The organism is Rhizobium sp. PEPV16, assembly GCF_008919455.1.
Lineage (GTDB): Bacteria > Pseudomonadota > Alphaproteobacteria > Rhizobiales > Rhizobiaceae > Rhizobium > Rhizobium leguminosarum_Q.
This window is the reverse complement of record NZ_VSZV01000250.1, coordinates 1-18,126: the sequence shown is the minus strand read 5'-3', so window position 1 is coordinate 18,126 and position 18,126 is coordinate 1. Positions and strand designations below refer to the sequence as shown.

The window sequence follows — 18,126 nt, the reverse complement described above, 5'->3', positions numbered from 1 at the left end:
ACTCGTCGCCGAACACGGTCTCAAGGACGAGGAAGGCTACCCGCTCTCCAAGGAGTTGCTGCTGCTCTGGACCATGCGGGCAGCCCATCAGCCGCTGTTCAAAAACCGCGGCATCCGGGTCAATGCGGTCAGCCCCGGCCCGGTGGAAACGCCGATCCTCAAGCAGTTCCGCGCCGTGCTCGGCGACGCCAGGGTCGACAGCGACATCACCCGCGTCGGCCGGGCGGGCACCTCCGCCGATATCGCACCCGCCGTACTCTTCCTCTGCTCGGATGGCGCACGCTGGATCAACGGCGCCAATCTTGCCGCCGACGGCGGCCTCGAAGCTTCCATCAACGCCGAAGTCCTCGGCTTCTAGTTCTTGTCCCAAGGAGACCTCCGATGAATATTTCCCTCCTCATCAACGGCGCAGACCGCGCGGCCTCCGGCGGCCGCACCTATGATCGCATCGATCCCTTCACCGAGAAGCTCGCAAGCCGCGCCGCCGCGGCAAGCCTGGAGGATGCCGCCGCTGCGGTCGATGCCGCCAGCGCCGCCTTCGGCGCCTGGTCGAAGACCGGCCCCGGCCAGCGCCGCGCGATCCTGATGAAGGCCGCCGATATCCTGGATTCCAAGGTGGGCGAGTTTACCCAATTGATGATCGAGGAAACGGGCGCCACCGCGCCCTGGGCCGGCTTCAATGTCATGTTCGCTGCCAACATCCTGCGCGAGGCCGGCGCCATGACCACGCAGATATCAGGCGAAATCATCCCTTCCGACAAACCCGGCACGCTCGCCATGGGCGTTCGCCAGGCTGCAGGCGTCTGCCTGGCGATTGCCCCCTGGAACGCGCCCGTCATCCTCGCCACCCGCGCCATCGCCATGCCGATCGCCTGCGGCAATACCGTCGTCCTCAAGGCATCCGAACAATGCCCCGGCACGCACCGGCTGATCGCGACGGCACTGACCGAAGCCGGCCTGCCGGCGGGTGTCGTCAATGTCATCACCAACGCGCCGGAGGATGCGCCCGAGATCGTTGCGGCGCTGATTGCCCATCCGGCCGTCAAGCGCGTGAACTTCACCGGGTCGACCAAGGTCGGCAAGATCATCGCCGAGACCTGCGGCAGGCATCTCAAACCCGCCCTCCTCGAGCTCGGCGGCAAGGCGCCGCTGGTCATTCTCGACGACGCCGATATCGACGGTGCCGTCGATGCCGCCATTTTCGGCGCCTTCATGAACCAGGGCCAGATCTGCATGTCGACAGAACGCATCATCGTCGACGAGACGATCGCCGACCAGTTCGTCGCCAAACTGGCCGCCCGCGCCAGCCAGCTCCCGGCCGGCGATCCGCGCGGCCACGTTGTTCTCGGTTCGCTGATCAGCCTCGACGCGGCGAAGAAAATGGATGAGTTGATTGCCGATGCGACCGCCAAGGGGGCAAAGCTCGTGGCCGGCGGCAAGCGCTCCGGCACCGTGGTCGAGGCGACGCTGCTCGATCACGTCACGCCCGAGATGCGTGTCTACTCGGAAGAATCCTTCGGCCCGGTCAAGCCGATCATTCGCGTCTCCGGCGAGGAAGAAGCCATCCGCATCGCCAACGACAGCGAATACGGCCTATCGGCGGCCATCTTCAGCCGGAATGTCCAGCGGGCAATGGCGGTTGCGGCACAGATCGAATCCGGCATCTGCCACATTAATGGCCCGACCGTGCACGATGAGGCGCAAATGCCCTTCGGCGGCGTCAAGGGCAGCGGCTATGGCCGCTTCGGCGGCAAGGCGGCAATCGCCGAATTCACCGACCTGCGCTGGATCACGGTCGAGGATTCCGCCCAGCACTATCCCTTCTGAGCCGACAGTCGTCACCGTGCCACGACGCCATTGCGGTCGTGGCACGGCCTATGCTCAGACCAGCGAAAGAGATTTCGCACCGCTCTTAGGGAGACGTTTCAGCTTCGGTGTGGCGTGGGCGGCGAACCGCGACTGCGATCGATCCGAGTTCAGCTCTCCAGCCATTGGGCGATGAGCTTGGCTGCCGCCCGCTTGCGGCCCACACGAATGTCGGCGGCGCCGGTGTCGAAATCCAGGCCGTTTTTCTCCCGCACCTGTCTCAGCCATGTCGGAAAGGCATCAAGGTTTCCGCATCCGAGAAGGAGAAGGCCGAGATCGTTCCGGTAGGTCTTTTTCTCGCTTTCCGAGAACTCTCCGCGCTCGGCGATACGCGCATTCAGTTCCCACTGCCAGTCCGGGTTCGGCCGGATCTGCAATCGCACGACATTCTTGGCGATCAGCGGATGACCTTCGGTGCCACGCAGCGGGATCGCAATATGGATTTCCCAGTCCTCGTCATCGCCAAATGGCAGGCCCAGCCTTTGCGCCAGGGTGACGGATTCGGTGGCACTGCGGCGCGCAAGCTCGATGTCCTTGAGCTGCCGCGCCAGCAAGCGGAAACGCTCTTCGTCAGGCTCGATATCCGGCAGAACTGTCTCGACATAGCGGTGCAACATCGCCAGTTGCTCGACGCGCCGCATAAGATCATATTTGCCCTCGATCATATCGGCAACAAGCTCGCCGCGGGTCGCCTTGTTGAGCAGGCAGATAAACACCATGCCCCAGAAGCCGAGATTGGTGACGTCATAGAGGTCTTCACCATAACGTCGGTCGTGGCGATAACCCAGATGCCGGAAAACCTCGAGAATGCGCACCGCCTCATCGGCAAAGGGAACAAACTTTGCCTTCTTGTCGCGCTGGGCAGGCATCGTCGTGTAATTGCCGACCTGCGTGATGAGCTTGAGCCGCGCCTTTAGCGCCTTGGCCGAAATCGTCTCACCGCTGGGCAGGGCGCCGGTATCGTCGAAACCGAACACGAACAGCAGCTTGTGCCGCCGCGACATCTGGATGACGCCACCAAGATCGAGAAACGGCAGCATGCGCCGGTAGGCCTCGACCAGCAGCGGCATTTCCCGGTCTCCGACAGAGGGTGCGCCGCCGGCAACGCGCATGAAATGGAAATAGAAATCGATCTGCTCGTTCGGATCGAGCAGGCCCGAAACTTTGGTCGCCAGCGGCCCGATATGATGGTGATTGGCAGGCCAGAACTTTCCCTGGCGCCGATCGGCAAAGGCTTCGTTTTCGTCGGCGATGAATGTCCGCAGCAGCTTTGCGTCGGCGTCGGTCATGGTGTGCCCCTAATTTCTTTCGTGAAGCCGTCAGCTGCCGCCGCTCGATTTGGTTAAGGCGATCTTCTCGCCACCGTCTCTGAGCGGCCTCCATGTCCCGGTAAATGCCGCGCACGGCATCCAATGCCGGCTAACAGAAACCGACCGCGTCACACGACGAAGGTTCCCTCGCTTTCCGTTCGGTTAAAATGCAACGAAGTATCGCTGGCCACCTCTTTTCTGATGGCGGCGGCGATCTCTTCCCACTGATCCAATGCGATGATCTTCACCTTGGCCTTTTGGACAACCGCAGCAAGCGCCGCTCTGATCATCTCGAGAAACCGGTCGAGCTTGTTGGATGCGCCGGTGATCGCCTCGTAGCGCAGGCGCACGTAATACGCCACCCAGTCGCAGCCGGAAGGCTTGGACGCCCTACCATACAGGAAGACGTCCGGATCGTTCGCGCTGGCGGCAATCCCTTGTTGCCCGGCCAGCACCGAGCCTCGCAGACTGTCTACGTAGACGGTGATATCTAGTCCCTTATGCGCGGTGGTCCGTTTCGTCTCGTCGAAGCCCGCCGCCGAGATAAGGCCTGCAAGCCGCATGATCAGAGTGTGGGAAAGCCACAATGCTGAACTCGTGTCGGTCATGGATTGGAGGAAACCCAACTTCATCGATTCATCTCGCGCATAATGCTACAGCGTCCTTCGCGCGTCTGAAAAAACACGCGGCGCTGCAGGTCGGGAAAAGCCCTCTTAATCAAAAATGCTGCTGAACGCGCGCCCCAGCTTCCCGAGATCGCCACCTTCTTCATAGAAGGGGTCACGCGGCCGGTAGGCATTGATGACGTAGTTGCGCAGCTTCGGAAAACGCTCTTTCGGTAACTTGCAAGGAAGGTGAGATATTTCGAGATTTTGCATAATATCACTCTTTAGGTTTTCCCAGCCTTCCAGCTTGTTCTTCCCATATATCCGTAGCGACCGGAGTTTCTTCAACTTCGAAAAAACCGAAACATCGCCTGCAATCTTACATGAGGAAATCTGCAAAACTTCGACCTCCTTGAAGCGCAGAATGTCCTCGACGTCCTTGATGGTCGAAGCGATCAGGAAAAGCCTCTTGATCGGAGCTCCTTCGAAAATCGACAGGGAGCCGGAAAAGCCTTGGAGCGAGAGATTGGCGAGGTCGGGCCATTTGCCATTCAGCGCTTTGATCTTATTGGCCTTCCAATCGAGATTGAGCCATGCCTCAAGTTGCGGAAACAGGTCCGGCAGCGCATCTCCGAAAGGCACATCTTGGGTTGTGATCGCCTTGACGCTGCCGAACCGCTTGAACCTGTCGAGATCGAAATCCTTAGCAAAAGCGCCCGATCCGGAAATGCCGATCTTTCCAATGGCATCCTTGTTCTTGATACCATCGAGGCTAGGGGCGAAGTATTCCTGCAGCCTCCCCTCGGCGACATCCTGAACTTCGATGGAGAAGCCATCACATTCATATTGGTCGATCAGATCACCGTATTTTTCGAAGCCTTCCTTGTTGAAGGCCGCTTCCTTCTTTGCAAATCGGGATGCAGCCGTCCGCACGATGACATGAGGCCCCCTCATCAAATTGTCCATGGTTCGCTCATCGGCTTCGAACAGAACTTCCGACACTTATTTCTCCTTATCAAGGGCAAGCAACAGATACCTGGCTGTAGCATTTTCTTGAGACCTGGCGCTTTTGCGCCAACGTCAGAGCGACGGATTCGGTAGCGTTGCGGCGCGCAAGCTCAATGTCCTTGAGCTGCGCGGGTCGTCTTGTTGACCAGGCAGATAAACACCAGACTCCAGAAACTGAGATTGATTACACTGACAGCTGGTTTCTTCATTGCGGCGGGTTCGGTATGCGAAGCCGTTAGTACGCGACATTGTCGCCATGCTCATAGAACGTGAAAGCGTTGCCGTCGTAACGGAATGCATGACGATTGGTCGCTATCCACAAAGCGTTGTCAGACACGCTGTCGAGACTGATGACCTGTGTCTTGCCGTCCAACTTTCCACTCGTGAGCAGCCTCACACGAGAACCTTCGAGCACGTGAAGGCCGTGCAAGGTTCCTAAATAGGTCCTCCCTTGGAAGCTGCGGACCGACCAGATGTAATCGCCGGGGAAATATTCGCCCAAGCTGCGGAAGCCGGCCCGGGCGTTCCCAGTCAAAACGGTGCCGTCTTCGCCCACGACCAACACTTCGTCTGCTGAGATGCAATGCATGGCGGTCAGGATGGCATCGGTTTTGATGTCGATCTTCGCCCAGGCCTTGCCGTCGTAGTGGAAGAGATTTCCACCGTTGCCGCAAACATAGATGTCAGTCTCGCTTGTGCCGCCAATATCGTTGAAGTTGGGCGCCTGCCGCATCGATTGCGTAAACTGGCGCAGCATATCGTCGGAAACCGACGCCGCATCTGGGAACGTCAAGTTGAGGGCGCTTATGCCAAGTTTCGTCAGTTCTCCATCGATAGGCGTCCAATTGGTCTCGTCGCGCCGATAGACCTGTCCGTAATTGCCGCAGACAAACAAGGTGGAGCCTATCTCTCTGATCCGCGTCACCGCGCCCAGAGCGCGCGCTCCCATCAGACCTGCGCCGGAGATTTTTTCATAGGTCTCCTCAGCAGAGTTCGCGATCTCGATGTCTCCTTCCCCCGTCAGGGCGCAGGCTGCGTCTCACCCCTTCCCGCTCCCGGCGCAGGCATAGCGACACCACCTGTTCGTTGGGCCAATCCCGGTAGTGCCACACGTCTTCCATTTCCGGGCAGAGGTAGTAAAGACGGGTAAATTCCGCATCCTTCGGCAGTTCGTCAGGGATCGTCGCGATCACGAAGATGTCGTCGGCTGCGGCGCAAGCGACAACGAACTTGACGGGTACGACCATAATTCCTCCTTAGAGCGAACCGGCGCTGCCGGGCGCGCCAGCGAACGCAGCGCAAATATGCTCTCGCCCATTGCGGGCCAGCGGTAAGCCGAGGCAAATTTACCGGACGCTACCAGCGGGGATCGTTTGGGAGACAATTTGCTGCTGCCCTCCGACTTCGACTGCGAATGAATAGTAAATCTCGTCAGGCACGCGCGAGACAGCCGCGGAAATTTTCAGTTTTTGATAATGGTCAATCGTATTTTCCCCTGCAGTCCTATCCCGAAAATAGATCTCGTTCTGCGAAAGCTCGCCGAGGCCTCGGCGAAGCTGCGGTGTGAGCGCTTTACCGTTGTCGTCATAAATCGCGTTGTATGAATCCGTGCTGGTTGCCGCCAACAATATGTTCCAGATGTCTTCCGGCGCAGACCTCGCTTCCAGAAACAGCTCGACCGCGTTTTCGGGCATATCCACACCGGCCGCGCGATAGATCTCCTCCAGATCATGGGGCGGCGGATCGGTTCGGCTTCGGCTCGTCAAATCCATCAGCAACGCGACATCGAGCGAAAATGTGAAGTGCCGTCCTGTCTTGTGCCAGAGATTGACGGTTCCCAGGCTAGAATATCCGAAGGCGGCGAGGTCATCGGCATTCAATTCCGGCACATTGGCCAATATCTGGCGGAGGAAGCCCTCGAAGAGAGCCGGTGTGCACAGCCAGTAGTTCCTGTTTGCATAGTACCCCACGCCATATTGCATCCAGAACTCTCGCAAGTCTTCCGGAACGCGCCCAAGGGCGCTTTTCGCGTCGGCCTCGGAAATCTGTCTTGCCTCGTGAGGTTTGCCTCGCGTCTCAACAAACTCTGCTGCGGTCATTCGTATCTCCCGAAATCGCGATCTCGGATACCGTTATGGTAGAGCCCTGTTTCAACCCAGCTATTCATACCTTCGAAGCCACCTCCGCGTTTCTTCGATCTTGTCGTATGGTGCCGGTAGGACAAAAAGGCCCCGCCGATAATCCTTGAAAAGAACGGGCTCCAAGACTTTTGCGACGCTGCGATAATCGTCGAGAACCAGACCACGGTTGACATCGCCCAGTTGCGGCTCGCTGCCTGCCTGTATAATAAGGCCGCCGTCGATCTCGTGGATCGGGCAAGTCTCCCCGAGTTCTTTGGAAAGTGCGCCCTGCCCTCCCAGCTTCCCGACAATCTCTTCGTTGATGACGGTCAGCCAGTTGATCGACTTGATCTGACGGCCATCGCCGAGATCCGATTCTACTTCGAAATGAAGTGGATCGGAAAAATCCAATCCAGGAAAACGTTTGAGTAGGGGTAGAACGGTCTCTGCGACAGTATTGCTGCCGGCAAAAACCCCATGCTCGAACAAAAGACTATAGCCCGCGCTGCCATGAAGTAGCCCGACCGATGACGCCCACCGCTTCGTAAGATCGAGCAAAATGCCGTAGCCGCGTTCTGCCACAAAGGATGCCGGAAAATAGGCGCAGATCATCGATCTTCCAAGCGGGCTCATGGGATCGGGGCCGGCACACTTGAAAGAAATGCTTAAAGGCGTCGGCTCATCGACAACTTTCTTGCCAGGATATCCGAACACCATTGCTTCCATGGGTTCGGATGAAGTCAGCTCCCGCGCCATATTTTCATAATAGTCCAGGTAATCGCTGCCAGTGATTTTCGTCAGGCGGCTCGTATTCAGCTTGAGAAAATGCGACAGCGCATCCGTAAACAGCGCATGATATTGACGGAGCATGTCGCAGAGTATCAGTCTGGTTCGGCTTTCACTTCCGCCCAGAAAGAACAGCTCCACCGCAAAACCGATGTGTGTCTCCACAAAACCATCGCTGTTGGCAAATGAGTCAATCTGAGTTGCGCTACGCATAAAAAAGGGCTCAATCAAACCGTCTAACCCACTTGATCGATTCTTCAAGAGCATCCAAAGGTGGGGGCGCATCGATTAGGGGGCGCTGGTGATCGTCGAAACGTATGGGTTTCAGGATCCGGGCAACGCGCTGATACCCTTTTGGTACCATTCCTCGATTGAGGTCGCCCAATTCTGGTCTATCGCCTGCCTGTATCATGACGCCGCCATCATAAGAATAGATCGGGCACGAAGCACCCAGTTCATCGGCAAGCCTTGATTGTCCGCCCAGGTCGTTTACCAAGCCATTGTCAATGAATGTCAACCAATTAACCGTCCGTATCGCCTTTTTCCGCAAGCGGTTCATGCGAACATACCAGCGCGACTGCTCGGGCACGTCGAGGCCCGGAAACCTCTTGGCAATCGGAAAGGCAAGTAGGCGGTCGGCGAGCCCTTGGCGTCCTTCGTTGAACAGGATCGACAGACCAGCCGTACCGTATGCAGGTTTCAATTTCTCGCACCAACCTTGAACGAGCGAACGATATTGGTCATAGCCGACTTTTTCGGGCCAACTGGCTGGCAGGTAGATGCCTATGCGAGAGAATTCCCGCATTTCGGTTTCGCCAATCGCTTCGGCGTAATAGATGGTCGGATCGTCGAGATCGCCGCCTTCGGGATAACCAAACAACGAAGCCTCGAAACCATCATCGTTTTTCACGTTGTCAGGAGTGCGCGCACGTTCCCGAATGTAGCTGTCGTAGTCGATCTTGCTCAACGAATGCAGCCGGCGACCGTCATGCGGAATATAATGCGTCAGCTTGTCTTCGAATATTTGTTTGTACTCAAGCATGACATCCGTCATCTTCTCACGGATTTCGAGGCTCGTGGCCCTCTGCAGCGCGAAATCGATATAGTGCCCTAACCGCAACATCGGATTGCCGCGGGCCGAGGCGATTCCGATAGCATCCAGGAAACTCCAGTCGCGTGCATCCGCTGTAATCGCACTTTCATCAGTCATCGTGCCTCGCCTCGTTTGCGCCGACTTTCCTTAAATCTAAATTCACTGCGCAGCTGCGGTCATCAGCGCTCCGCCCCCCAAAAGGGCAGCAACAGCAGCGCCACCGTAGTAAATTGCGCCGCCCGTCACGACGCCTGCGGCCACTCCAGCGACGGTCGCCTTTATAGGATTTTCTTTCGCCCACTGGACAGGGTCATCCATCAAAGACGCAGGCTCCTTCGCAGGCGCAGCAACGGTCACCGGCGCCGGGGCACTGCCGCCGCCGCCAGAGCAGTCGCAATCATTTTTAAAATTCACATCCTCGCGTGGAGCCGGCCATCCATGATTAGAAAGTCCGGCAATTCTGCATCCATCTAGCTGTCCAATGGCGTCGCCCTGCATGCGAAGCCGTCGCGCACCGAATGCCACGGCACGGTTGGCATGGCCGGCGAGTTCAGAGCCCACGTCAACCTTGTTGACCGATTGTTCCTCCGGCGCGGTAATCTCGCCATCCACGAGGAAGTCGACACTCGACATGTTCATCGAATTCCGCGTTGTATTCGGCATCGCATACCATTGCCCGTTCAGACTTTCAGATCGAACTTGTTGGTCGCGGCAGCGTAAGCCGGCAGCAGTTTTGCCAAGGTTTCGTCAAACGGAACCGGCAGCGCATTCTGGAAGCGGCAAAGCGGCGTGGCGTTGAACAGGGGATAATCCAACGGCGGGAGATCGAGGCCACGTTGCTGGCGGAGCCGGCATGCGGCTAGCAGTTCGACCGGCAAGAACCACAATTCTTCTTCGTTGACGACGTCGTAGTCATCCGTCCCGCACCCCGATGCATGGAAGTCCGCAGCTTTTGCCAATGCCTCGCCGAATATACGGGGTCGCGGATCGAAGAGCGCTTCGAGCAATGGGAAAAAATCACCCATTTCTCCGTCATCCGGCTCCAGATCATAGGTCTCGTCGCTCCCCCGCCACGCCTTGTAGAGTTTGACTGAAAGCCATGGCAGATATTGCGGCAGACTTTTCCACGCGACGGCGCCGTTACCGTCGGTCTGTGCGTCCCACCGGTCGAAAATCGTCTCGGCCAGGCGGTTTGCATGGCTCAGCCAACCAAGCGCCAGCATGGTGGAAACGTCAGTGAACGGCCGTATTGGAAATTTGTAGCCGGCCGGATCGTCCGATTCCATGACCGCATGCGCACATTCGTAGTGCCAGAACCGGTAAATGCCGGACCTCGCAATCTCGTCGGCAGGATAAAGGGCTTCGTTAAGGCTCTTGTTCATCGCCATCCGCATATGCCAGCTTGCGATGGAACCGAGCGCATCCGGAACCAGCTTCTTTTCGCTCTTCCCGTCACGAACGAATGGCTCGATCGTTTCAGAAAGCGGTTCGTCGTAGAGAATTTCCTTGTTGAAAGAATCCTCGACCCAGTCCCGGATGTCGCGCTTCTCTTGGTTCAGATTTGCTGTAATCGTCTGCGCGACCGATGGCATTTTTCAATCTCTTACAAAATTTTGCTGTCAAAACACGTATACCTATTGTGTCGAGGCGGAGGCCCCGCCATCCTCAAATTTTCATCGGTTTATACTCGGAGAGATCAACCCCGCCTTCTCGCGGTCCGGATCGCCATATGATGGATCGATCGGTTCGACTGCCCTCCGAGTATACGTTTCCAGCTTCCCCTCCGAATTCGAACAGGAATATGAAATTGGCTGGAAAAACGACTTCCTCGTTTAGAATAAGAGGCTTCTCTCCCAGAGTCTCGGCTCGATCCGCCAATGTTGAGCGTCATTCATTGTCCAATCCTTCAACAGGCGACGTCCCAAGATACCGCCGACAGCTGACTTCATTGCAGCGGTCGAACGAGCCCTGCCTCAGCCGCCGCACCCGACCCTCCCCCTGTGCCGACTGTGACGGGCCGACCAGCCCGACGTACTGTCGGCCACGCGCAGTTAAATTTATTCGGATGTGAACCAGCCGAGACCCTCGACGACACGGCCGCCATGGGCCGTCGGGTCACCGATGCGGGCAAGCGCCTTGCCTTCGATAAAGACGATCGACGAGCCGCCGCTGATCGTGTCGGGCCCACCGACCGCGCAGGTGCATTTGTCGCCGACAACCGCAACCGGAACCCCTTCCACCGTCACCAGTGTCTGCGTTTCCGAGATCGGGCCGCCCACATGCGGCTTCGGCCCGGGTTCGACCATCGGACAAACATGGTTGTGGCCCTTAAGTGAAACATTCGTCACCGGCTCACCTCCTTTCGCAAAGACTGCAATGACTAGGATTGCTCTGCACGCAGCCTAGGCAGATCTGCCGTAGAGGGCGTGTCTGGAAATTCCTGACGGAACTTTCTGTCCACTGCGTCGAAAAGGGCATCGGCAGGCCATGCGACCGGCTTCGGAAGCTCCTTGAAGACGCCCATCTGGAACAGGTCGTGATTGAGATAGCCGGGGTTCTGCAAGCCCTCCCATTCGCGCATGCGCAGGATCATCAGCAGCAGAACGGGAAACGCCCAATAGGCATCCGGCTCTATTTCGTAATGCTTCTCGCGCTTGTTGCGCTTGTCGCCGGTGGTCGTCATGTCGCTGCTCTGTGCGACGTGGTAGTCGGCCGCCTTGGCGAGGATACGGTGGAAAGCAACCGCGTCCGGCTCCCGCCAGTGCTCGACAAGCTCGCTCCAGCCGCCATAACCGCCTGCATATTCGTCGTAAGCCTTCTCGCGCCACTCGGTCATTGTCGCGGCCTCGTCCGCCTTCAACCAGTCCGCGACGATATCCATCATCGCATAGGGAAAACCGAAGCTGGTGACGCCCTGCCCCAGGGCTCCGCCATGGAACTTGCCGCGCTGGATCGCATCCTTCTCCAGTTCCTGCAACGCAAGCCGGCCAAGCAACTCGCTCCAGTCCTTCCAGCCGACGGTCATCGTCAGGGCCAGCCCGTTGACGAAGTCGGGAAAGGATGCCGCACTGTTGGTGTTCAGATGCTGAATGCCGATCGCATAGGGAAGCCGCGGAGCGGACAGGCGTGCCGCCATCGCTAGCCGGTCGGATGCCAGATGGCCCTCGACGGCGCTCAAGACAAAGGCCTTCAACTCCAGAAGGCTGAGCTGGCTCAGATATCGGCCGATGGATTTGCCGTGGGAGTCATCGCCGTCGAGCCATTCCTGCAGGTCGCTACGCACCAAGCTAGCCAGCATTTGCTCGTACTTGACCAGCCACTCCGGAAATTCCGCCGTAACGTATTTTCTGATTTCTGACAGATTCATGTTCACCCTAAACCCTGCCTTTGGCTGCACCTTGAACACATCTATTTTTTCGGAGGACCACGACTGCGGCTTCCCCGACCGATCGGCTTGCCCTTGCTTGTAACCTGCCCGCCGCCGCCGTCATACCACTTTACGCGGGCCTCGCGTTCGCCCGGAGCGTAGTCCCAGTCTCTTTCACGATAATTCGTGACTGCACCGGTGTCGGCATCGACGTCATATTTGATTTCTTTGAAGTCGGGGCTTTCGTCCAACCATCTCAAGGCCTTCCGCGCGTCCGCAACCTGAGCTGGGGTAGCATTCTTCCACTCGCCACTTTGGGACGCAACACGGTCCAGGCGATCCCTTACATAAGCCGGCCCACCCATGTAGGATTGATCTTCGCTCAAAATAGCGCCGTTAGACTTGACCTCCCCAAAAATTATTTTGTTGGTCGTTGGGTCACGTCCAATGAGATCGACGCCGTTGCCCTGCGGGTTCTGGATAACCAACTGCTGGCTATAGCCCTCGTCAGAGAATTTCTTGCGCGCCTGCTCCTCGGCCTTATCGGACATCTCCTTATAGCTGAATTTCTTCTTGTCAGCAGTCGCCGGCCCACCCGGGTCCTTGACGTTTTCATGGGTCGACTTCGGCAGCCCCGCCTGGTCGTCGCCAAAACCCTTATGTACCTTGGCATGCTCCACAACTTTGGCTTCGGGGAGTTCGATGCGAGCAGTCTTGCCGACATTGCCGGCGGCGCGCTTCAGCACGATGACGATCTTGCGCGCTGCGCTGCCGACCTTCTTGCCGATCGACACCGCCACCTTGAGGGCGACGGCGCCTGCGCCAGCCGTCAGAGCGCCGGCCGCCGCCGAAATCGCCAATTCAAGCGCGAGGAAGGCGCCGTCGATGCCGAGGGTCCCGAAGGCGTAGCTCGGGCCGCCCTTCTCCCAGTCGGAAAGGAATTGCTTGTAGCGCGCCAGAGCGGTCTCTTTCAGCGCATTCCACACCTTGGAAAGCGCTGCGGTGACCTGCGCGTGGCGCGCGCTGACCGTACCTTGCGTGGCCGCGATGACCTTGTCCTCGGCCGTCGTGTCCGCCTTGTAATCGTAAAGCCCGGTACTTTTGCCGAGCCATTCGACCGTCGCCTTCCCCCCCTTCATGACCTGCGAGGTCTGGTTCACATCGACGGCGACGCTGTCTCGTATGCTGCGGTCGAGATTTTCGATATCGTCCTTAAAGCCCGGATCGTAGCCAAAGAAGGTGCCGACCTTCTGCGCTGCCCACAGTCCACCGCGCTGGATCCCGAGATTGGCGGCGCCTAAACCGGGTGGCGTGTAATCGTCGATCGCGACGCCGGCGGCTTCAACAAGGCCCATGGCCTCCTTGACCGCGCCCTCCAGGGCGGCAAGCACCGCTTCTCGAGCCGCCTTCTGCTCCTCCGCGGTGCCCAGGACGCCGCCCAGCAGGCCAAGCGTATAGACCATGCTCCAGTATTCGAGCAGTCTGTCATAGGTGTATTTCTGCAGATCGGTCTCTGGATTTGGATGAAAGCCCTGCGGGCGCGTATCCGGATATCCGGCCCCCATCGCACTACCCATCGGCATCTTCCCCAAGAAAATGCCACTTCTGAAACTCCTGTGGCACGAGCTCGTCGAAGTTGAGCGACGGCGCTCCAATTGCCGCCATCAAGCCGCTGGTACCGAGGCCGACACTTCCAAGGGCCGCGGACAACGCCCCGAGACCTGTAGCAATGTCTGCCGAGTTCTGCGGATTGGCCTTGGATATGAGTTCCTGGACAACGGAAACCTGCTGTTCGGGACTGAAGGACAATTCCGCCATGGAACTGAATGGTCGGATCCCGACGCGCCCCTGAAAGCGGCTGCGAACTTCGTCGCGAACGCTGCGCCGTTCGTTTGCCTCGGGAATCCAGCCGCCGGAGGTTACGAGGGTCATCGCGTCAGTTCCTGCGGATATCTACTTTCGAAGCCTTCAGGACCAGTTCCTGTCCCGCCTCGATCGTCACGTTTTCGCCCTTGACGTGAACCGTCCCGTCCGCCTCCATCCTGACACTGGTCTTGCCGACCACGATCTCGTAGGTCTTACCCACGACCGTGGACTTGGCCATACCGACTTCCTGATAATGGCCGATGGCGGTCGAATCGTTGCGGATGCCCCCGACCGTCGTCTGCAATCCGCCGCCGATCGTCATCGACTTCGCCGCGCCGACGATTTCTGTGGAAGATACCATCACCGTCTCGGCCTTGTTCTTGGCCACCCCGATAACGAGATTGCCCTCGCCCATGGTCGTGTCGGACAGGAGGCCGAGCTTGTCTGTGAACGCACCAAGCTTATCGGTGAGCAAGTCGCCGACCTTGCTGCGCAGAATACCCATGGCGGCCGTCACTCCCTTCTGAAGGATGTTCGGGCCAACCATCAGCGTCATGTTGCCGCCGATCACTTCGTGGTGGTTGTTACCGACCTCGATCGTCTTGTTATGGCCGACCGATTCCGACTGGTTATTATCGACGCGCTTCGAACGAGAATTTTCGACATGGATGCGGTGATCCCGCTGCGCATGCATGTAGATTTCTTCCCGACCGTTCTCGTCCTCGAAGCTCATCTCGTTGAAACCGGTGCCCTTATGGGTTTGGGTTCGGAATGTACTCTTGGTCTTATTCGCCGGCAGCGTATAAGGCACCGCATTGGCGGGATTGGGCACCACCCCTGTCACCAGCGGCCGGTCGGGGTCGCCGTCGACGAAGGCGACCATCACCTCCATGCCGATGCGCGGAATGATCTGCCCGCCCCAGGTGGAACCCGCCCAGTTCTGCGCCACGCGCACCCAGCAGGTGTCGGAACCGTCCTTCTTGGCCTTGCGGTCCCAGGGGAACCACAGCTTGATGCGGCCGTACTGGTCGGGGTGGATCTCCTCGCCGGACGGGCCGGCGACGATCGCCACCTGGGTGCCCTCGATCCGCGGCCGCTTGGTCTCGCGATGCGGGGTCATCGGCACTCGCGACGGCACCGCCTCGAATGTGTTCGTGTATTCCGGCTCGTTGCTGTTCGTCTCGTAGGATCGGTCGACGACGGTATGCACCGCCTTGACCACCACATGTTCCTCATAGACATGGTCGGGATGGGCGACTTCATAGGGGGTGAAGCGGCGTCCCGCCTCCAGAATGCGGGATGTGGAGGCGCCGAAGACCCGGTCGTGATCGGCTTCGGAGGCCTGCATCCTGAGTTTTTCCGCCCGCTCCGCCTCGGCCACGGAAGAAATGCGCGCCGGATATTCGTAGAGCTCGCGTTTGGTGGCCTCGGGCATCTGCACCAGGGATGGCGTCATCGTGCCGGGCACCATCCGCGGCGTCTCGAAGTTCCAGTCGGCGCCTGCCCGCTGGCCCGGTACGTAGGAATAGCGCCGGCTCCAATCGGTGATGTGGTTGCGGTCGGCCGAGCCCTGCGCCAGGCGAACGCGTCCCTCACCCTGCGCCGATGGCGACGGGCCGAGCCAGGATCTCGCACCATCGGCCACATGCAGCTTGTGTTTGCCGTCCTCATGAGAGAACCAGTAGAACAGGCCGTCTTCCTCGAAACGGCGGGTGAGATAGGCAAGGTCCGTTTCGTTCCACTGCACCGAATAATGCTGCGCTGGCGGTGGCGTGATCACGCCTGAGGTATCCGGCGCCGGGATGCCGTGCTCGGAAAACAGCGTCTCGACGATATCGACCGAGGTTTTGTCCATCCAGATGCGGCAGTCGGAGCGGCGCGACAAAAGCCACATCTGTGGCCGCAGCACCATGGAATAGGATCTGAGGCCGCGGGTAATGGGCGGGCCCTCGTTGAGTTCGGTCACCAGCCCGTTGAACGGCCGGCGCACACCTCCGCCATCCTCGCCTTGCTGCACCTCGACGGAGACATCCATCAGCCGGCCGATCAGTTCCTCCGGCTTGACGGACGGCTTCTTGGCGCGGGCCGACAGCTTGATTTCAAAGAGCGAGGAAATACCTTCCTCGATCGTCACCCGTTCCGGCAGAAGCTGGTCCTCGCCGAGCGGCGAGACGATCTTCAGAATACGGTTCGCCTGGATGAAATCCGCGGCGGACGACATATCGTTCATCGATGAGGACCTCTCAGCCTACGGCAGCGGCGGACGCTTCCGAGAAGCGTTTCAAAAAGCCGTCGACGAGGGTACGGCGATCGAAATAATGCAGGAGTTCCAGCCGGTTGTTGTTGCCGTTGAAATAGGCGGCAGCCATCGGCCGCTCTCCGGTCTTCTGGATGAAGGTGACCGCGGGATTGCCGTACAGTAAACGGGTCGGCGCCGGATCCTCGCCATAGATGGGAAGGAAATTCAGCGTGACGGACGCTTTGTAATGCTCCAGCGCCTTGGCCGTGAAGATGTTCTTCTTGCCGAGATAGCGGTGCATGACCGTCGTGCGGCCGTTCGGGCGGGTCGTCAGCTGCGTTCCCGATTCGAAGAATTCCGAAAGCAGTTCCCGCGCTCCGGGCGAACCCTGCAGCTTGCGGCCCTTGAAATAGACATCTTCGCCGATGGCAAGCGTATAGACGCTGCGCATCACCTGAAGATGACTGGTCCCGACCCCCTTGACGCCTTTGATCTTGAAGCTGGGCGCGACCATGCCGAAGACGCTTTCGTCGAACACTTCCTCGACGATGAGATGGTAGTTCGTCAGTTTCACATTATCGATGGCCAATCCGCTCATGGGAAGACTTCCTTCAAGCCCGCGACGACGATGGAGCGAACAGGCGCCGCAACGATGCGGCGCCCCTTCCAGTCGGATATCAGGCAGCCTTGGTGGTCGCGAGATCGTAAGAAGCGATCATCGGCGACTGCGGCGAGTGCTTGTCGTCGTAAGGCGTGTACTTCACTTCCATCTTGGTGAAGTTCAGCTTGATCGTCTCGACCGGCCGGTCACCGTTGGAATCGATCGAGTAGCTGGCGATCAGCGTGTTTTCGAGGGAGTACTCGATATAGGTGTCGCCAGGATTGCCCGTGGTGACGAGATGGATGACGGAGCGCTTGCCTGTACGGCCCGAGCAGGCCTCCTGGAAAAGCTTGGTCGACGAGGAGTCGCTGACCTTGGTGAGGATCACTTCCGAAACGGTCGGCTCGGAAGCTTCACGGTTCGCCGCCGAACCAGCGGACGTGTTCATGTTGCGGGCTACATTCCAGTGGATGGCTTCGATATCCATCCATTTGCGATGCTGTTCGTGGGTAGCATCCCCCTGGATACCGTCGATCTGAAGATAAATCGGCATGCTGTCAGCTCTCCTGTTGGCGGTTGAGTGCCTAGTTGCGTCTAAGGCGTAGTTGCCTTTCTTCTCGCTGCTCCCCGAGTGCGCTTGCGGCTCGGGGCTACTTCATCCGACAACCGGTTTTCCCCCGGCGTGTCGAATTCCTGTGGGGCGGCCTCTTCGGCATCAAGGCCGAAGCGATGGCCGTTGTAACCGATGGTGACCCCGCTAATTTTCTTCCCCTGCCCAACGGCATCGAGGAAAAACGTCGAAAGATCAGGCAGGAGGTCGCGCGCGATCATCACCTCGATGGCGCGGGCGCCCACCTCGCTGGTGCGCGCGCGCGAAATCAGCGCATCGCGGGCTTCCGGCGACAATGAAAGCTTGGTGCCGTAGGTGGCCTCGACCCGCTCACGGATACGGCCGATCTGGATATCGACGATGCCCGAAAGAGTCTCGTTACCAAGCGGCATGAAGGGCAGCACGGTCGTGCGGCCAAGGAAGGCCGGCTTGAAATGCTTCTGCAATTCCGGCGCCAGCAGCGCTTCGAGCGCGTCGGCCTCCGGCATCGTGTCGGGATCGGCGGCAAGTGTCGCGATCATCTCCGAACCTGTATTCGCCGTCATGACGATGGTGGTATTCTTGAAATCTATGTCCCGGCCTTCGCCGTCGCGCAGCGTTCCCTTGTCGAACACCTGATAGAAGATTTCCTGGACACCCGGATGCGCCTTGTCGA

Annotated in this window: 20 protein-coding genes; 2 read left to right on the top strand and 18 right to left on the bottom strand. The window is 58.8% G+C overall.

Annotated features, from left to right (window positions below; translation table 11 throughout):
- On the top strand, positions 1 to 358 hold a 358-nt coding region (locus FY112_RS09600; RefSeq protein ID WP_151518278.1), incomplete at its 5' end, for an SDR family oxidoreductase.
- Between the two features lie 23 nt (positions 359 to 381).
- Positions 382 to 1,827 carry an aldehyde dehydrogenase gene (locus FY112_RS09595; RefSeq protein WP_151518277.1) on the top strand — a complete coding sequence of 482 codons (1,446 nt, stop codon included), beginning with the start codon at positions 382 to 384 and terminating at the stop codon, positions 1,825 to 1,827.
- Positions 1,828 to 1,976: 149 nt separating this feature from the next.
- On the opposite strand, the gene FY112_RS09590 is transcribed toward FY112_RS09595, so the two are convergent.
- The 18 genes from FY112_RS09590 to FY112_RS09505 form a co-directional block, all read right to left on the bottom strand.
- Positions 1,977 to 3,155 (bottom strand): hypothetical protein, encoded by a 1,179-nt coding sequence (locus tag FY112_RS09590; protein ID WP_151518276.1) that lies wholly within the window; start codon positions 3,153 to 3,155, stop codon positions 1,977 to 1,979.
- A 149-nt stretch (positions 3,156 to 3,304) separates the two neighbouring features.
- The gene (locus tag FY112_RS09585) at positions 3,305 to 3,808 is read right to left on the bottom strand and encodes a hypothetical protein (protein WP_151518275.1); all 504 of its coding nucleotides are present in this window, start codon (positions 3,806 to 3,808) and stop codon (positions 3,305 to 3,307) included.
- Positions 3,809 to 3,889: 81 nt separating this feature from the next.
- Positions 3,890 to 4,783, bottom strand: coding sequence for a leucine-rich repeat domain-containing protein (locus FY112_RS09580; protein WP_151518274.1), 894 nt, complete (start codon positions 4,781 to 4,783; stop codon positions 3,890 to 3,892).
- Positions 4,784 to 5,024: 241 nt separating this feature from the next.
- Entirely contained in the window at positions 5,025 to 5,738 is a 714-nt protein-coding gene (locus FY112_RS09575; protein WP_151518273.1) for a hypothetical protein, read from the bottom strand.
- Between the two features lie 34 nt (positions 5,739 to 5,772).
- The gene (locus FY112_RS09570; RefSeq protein ID WP_151518272.1) at positions 5,773 to 6,036 is read right to left on the bottom strand and encodes a hypothetical protein; all 264 of its coding nucleotides are present in this window, start codon (positions 6,034 to 6,036) and stop codon (positions 5,773 to 5,775) included.
- Positions 6,037 to 6,135: 99 nt separating this feature from the next.
- Positions 6,136 to 6,888 carry a GAD-like domain-containing protein gene (locus FY112_RS09565; protein WP_151518271.1) on the bottom strand — a complete coding sequence of 251 codons (753 nt, stop codon included), beginning with the start codon at positions 6,886 to 6,888 and terminating at the stop codon, positions 6,136 to 6,138.
- Between the two features lie 60 nt (positions 6,889 to 6,948).
- Positions 6,949 to 7,908, bottom strand: coding sequence for a type VI immunity family protein (locus FY112_RS09560; RefSeq protein ID WP_181018193.1), 960 nt, complete (start codon positions 7,906 to 7,908; stop codon positions 6,949 to 6,951).
- Positions 7,909 to 7,918: 10 nt separating this feature from the next.
- Complete coding sequence (locus FY112_RS09555) at positions 7,919 to 8,905, bottom strand: type VI immunity family protein (protein WP_151518269.1); 987 nt, start codon at positions 8,903 to 8,905, stop codon at positions 7,919 to 7,921.
- Positions 8,906 to 8,947: 42 nt separating this feature from the next.
- On the bottom strand, positions 8,948 to 9,421 hold the full coding sequence (locus FY112_RS09550) for a hypothetical protein (protein WP_151518268.1): 474 nt from the start codon (positions 9,419 to 9,421) through the stop codon (positions 8,948 to 8,950).
- Positions 9,422 to 9,468: 47 nt separating this feature from the next.
- A complete protein-coding gene (locus FY112_RS09545) occupies positions 9,469 to 10,380 on the bottom strand; it encodes a hypothetical protein (protein ID WP_151518267.1) in 912 nt (303 codons plus the stop codon).
- A 465-nt stretch (positions 10,381 to 10,845) separates the two neighbouring features.
- Complete coding sequence (locus FY112_RS09540; RefSeq protein ID WP_094087768.1) at positions 10,846 to 11,094, bottom strand: PAAR domain-containing protein; 249 nt, start codon at positions 11,092 to 11,094, stop codon at positions 10,846 to 10,848.
- Positions 11,095 to 11,168: 74 nt separating this feature from the next.
- A complete protein-coding gene (locus FY112_RS37560) occupies positions 11,169 to 12,155 on the bottom strand; it encodes a hypothetical protein (RefSeq protein WP_017956893.1) in 987 nt (328 codons plus the stop codon).
- Positions 12,156 to 12,196: 41 nt separating this feature from the next.
- Positions 12,197 to 13,810, bottom strand: a complete 1,614-nt coding sequence (locus FY112_RS09530; protein ID WP_151518266.1) for a hypothetical protein — start codon at positions 13,808 to 13,810, stop codon at positions 12,197 to 12,199.
- On the bottom strand, positions 13,725 to 14,087 hold the full coding sequence (locus tag FY112_RS09525; protein ID WP_094087771.1) for a hypothetical protein: 363 nt from the start codon (positions 14,085 to 14,087) through the stop codon (positions 13,725 to 13,727). The genes FY112_RS09530 and FY112_RS09525 overlap by 86 nt, the downstream gene beginning before the upstream one ends.
- Before the next feature lie 4 nt (positions 14,088 to 14,091).
- Positions 14,092 to 16,251 (bottom strand): type VI secretion system tip protein TssI/VgrG, encoded by a 2,160-nt coding sequence (tssI, locus tag FY112_RS09520; RefSeq protein ID WP_151518265.1) that lies wholly within the window; start codon positions 16,249 to 16,251, stop codon positions 14,092 to 14,094.
- Between the two features lie 13 nt (positions 16,252 to 16,264).
- A complete protein-coding gene (locus tag FY112_RS09515; RefSeq protein ID WP_105008874.1) occupies positions 16,265 to 16,858 on the bottom strand; it encodes a hypothetical protein in 594 nt (197 codons plus the stop codon).
- 79 nt (positions 16,859 to 16,937) lie between these two features.
- Positions 16,938 to 17,414: a type VI secretion system tube protein Hcp gene (locus tag FY112_RS09510; RefSeq protein WP_003575677.1), complete on the bottom strand. Its 477-nt coding sequence runs from the start codon at positions 17,412 to 17,414 to the stop codon at positions 16,938 to 16,940.
- A gap of 41 nt (positions 17,415 to 17,455) precedes the next feature.
- On the bottom strand, positions 17,456 to 18,126 hold a 671-nt coding region (locus tag FY112_RS09505; RefSeq protein ID WP_151518264.1), incomplete at its 5' end, for an AAA family ATPase.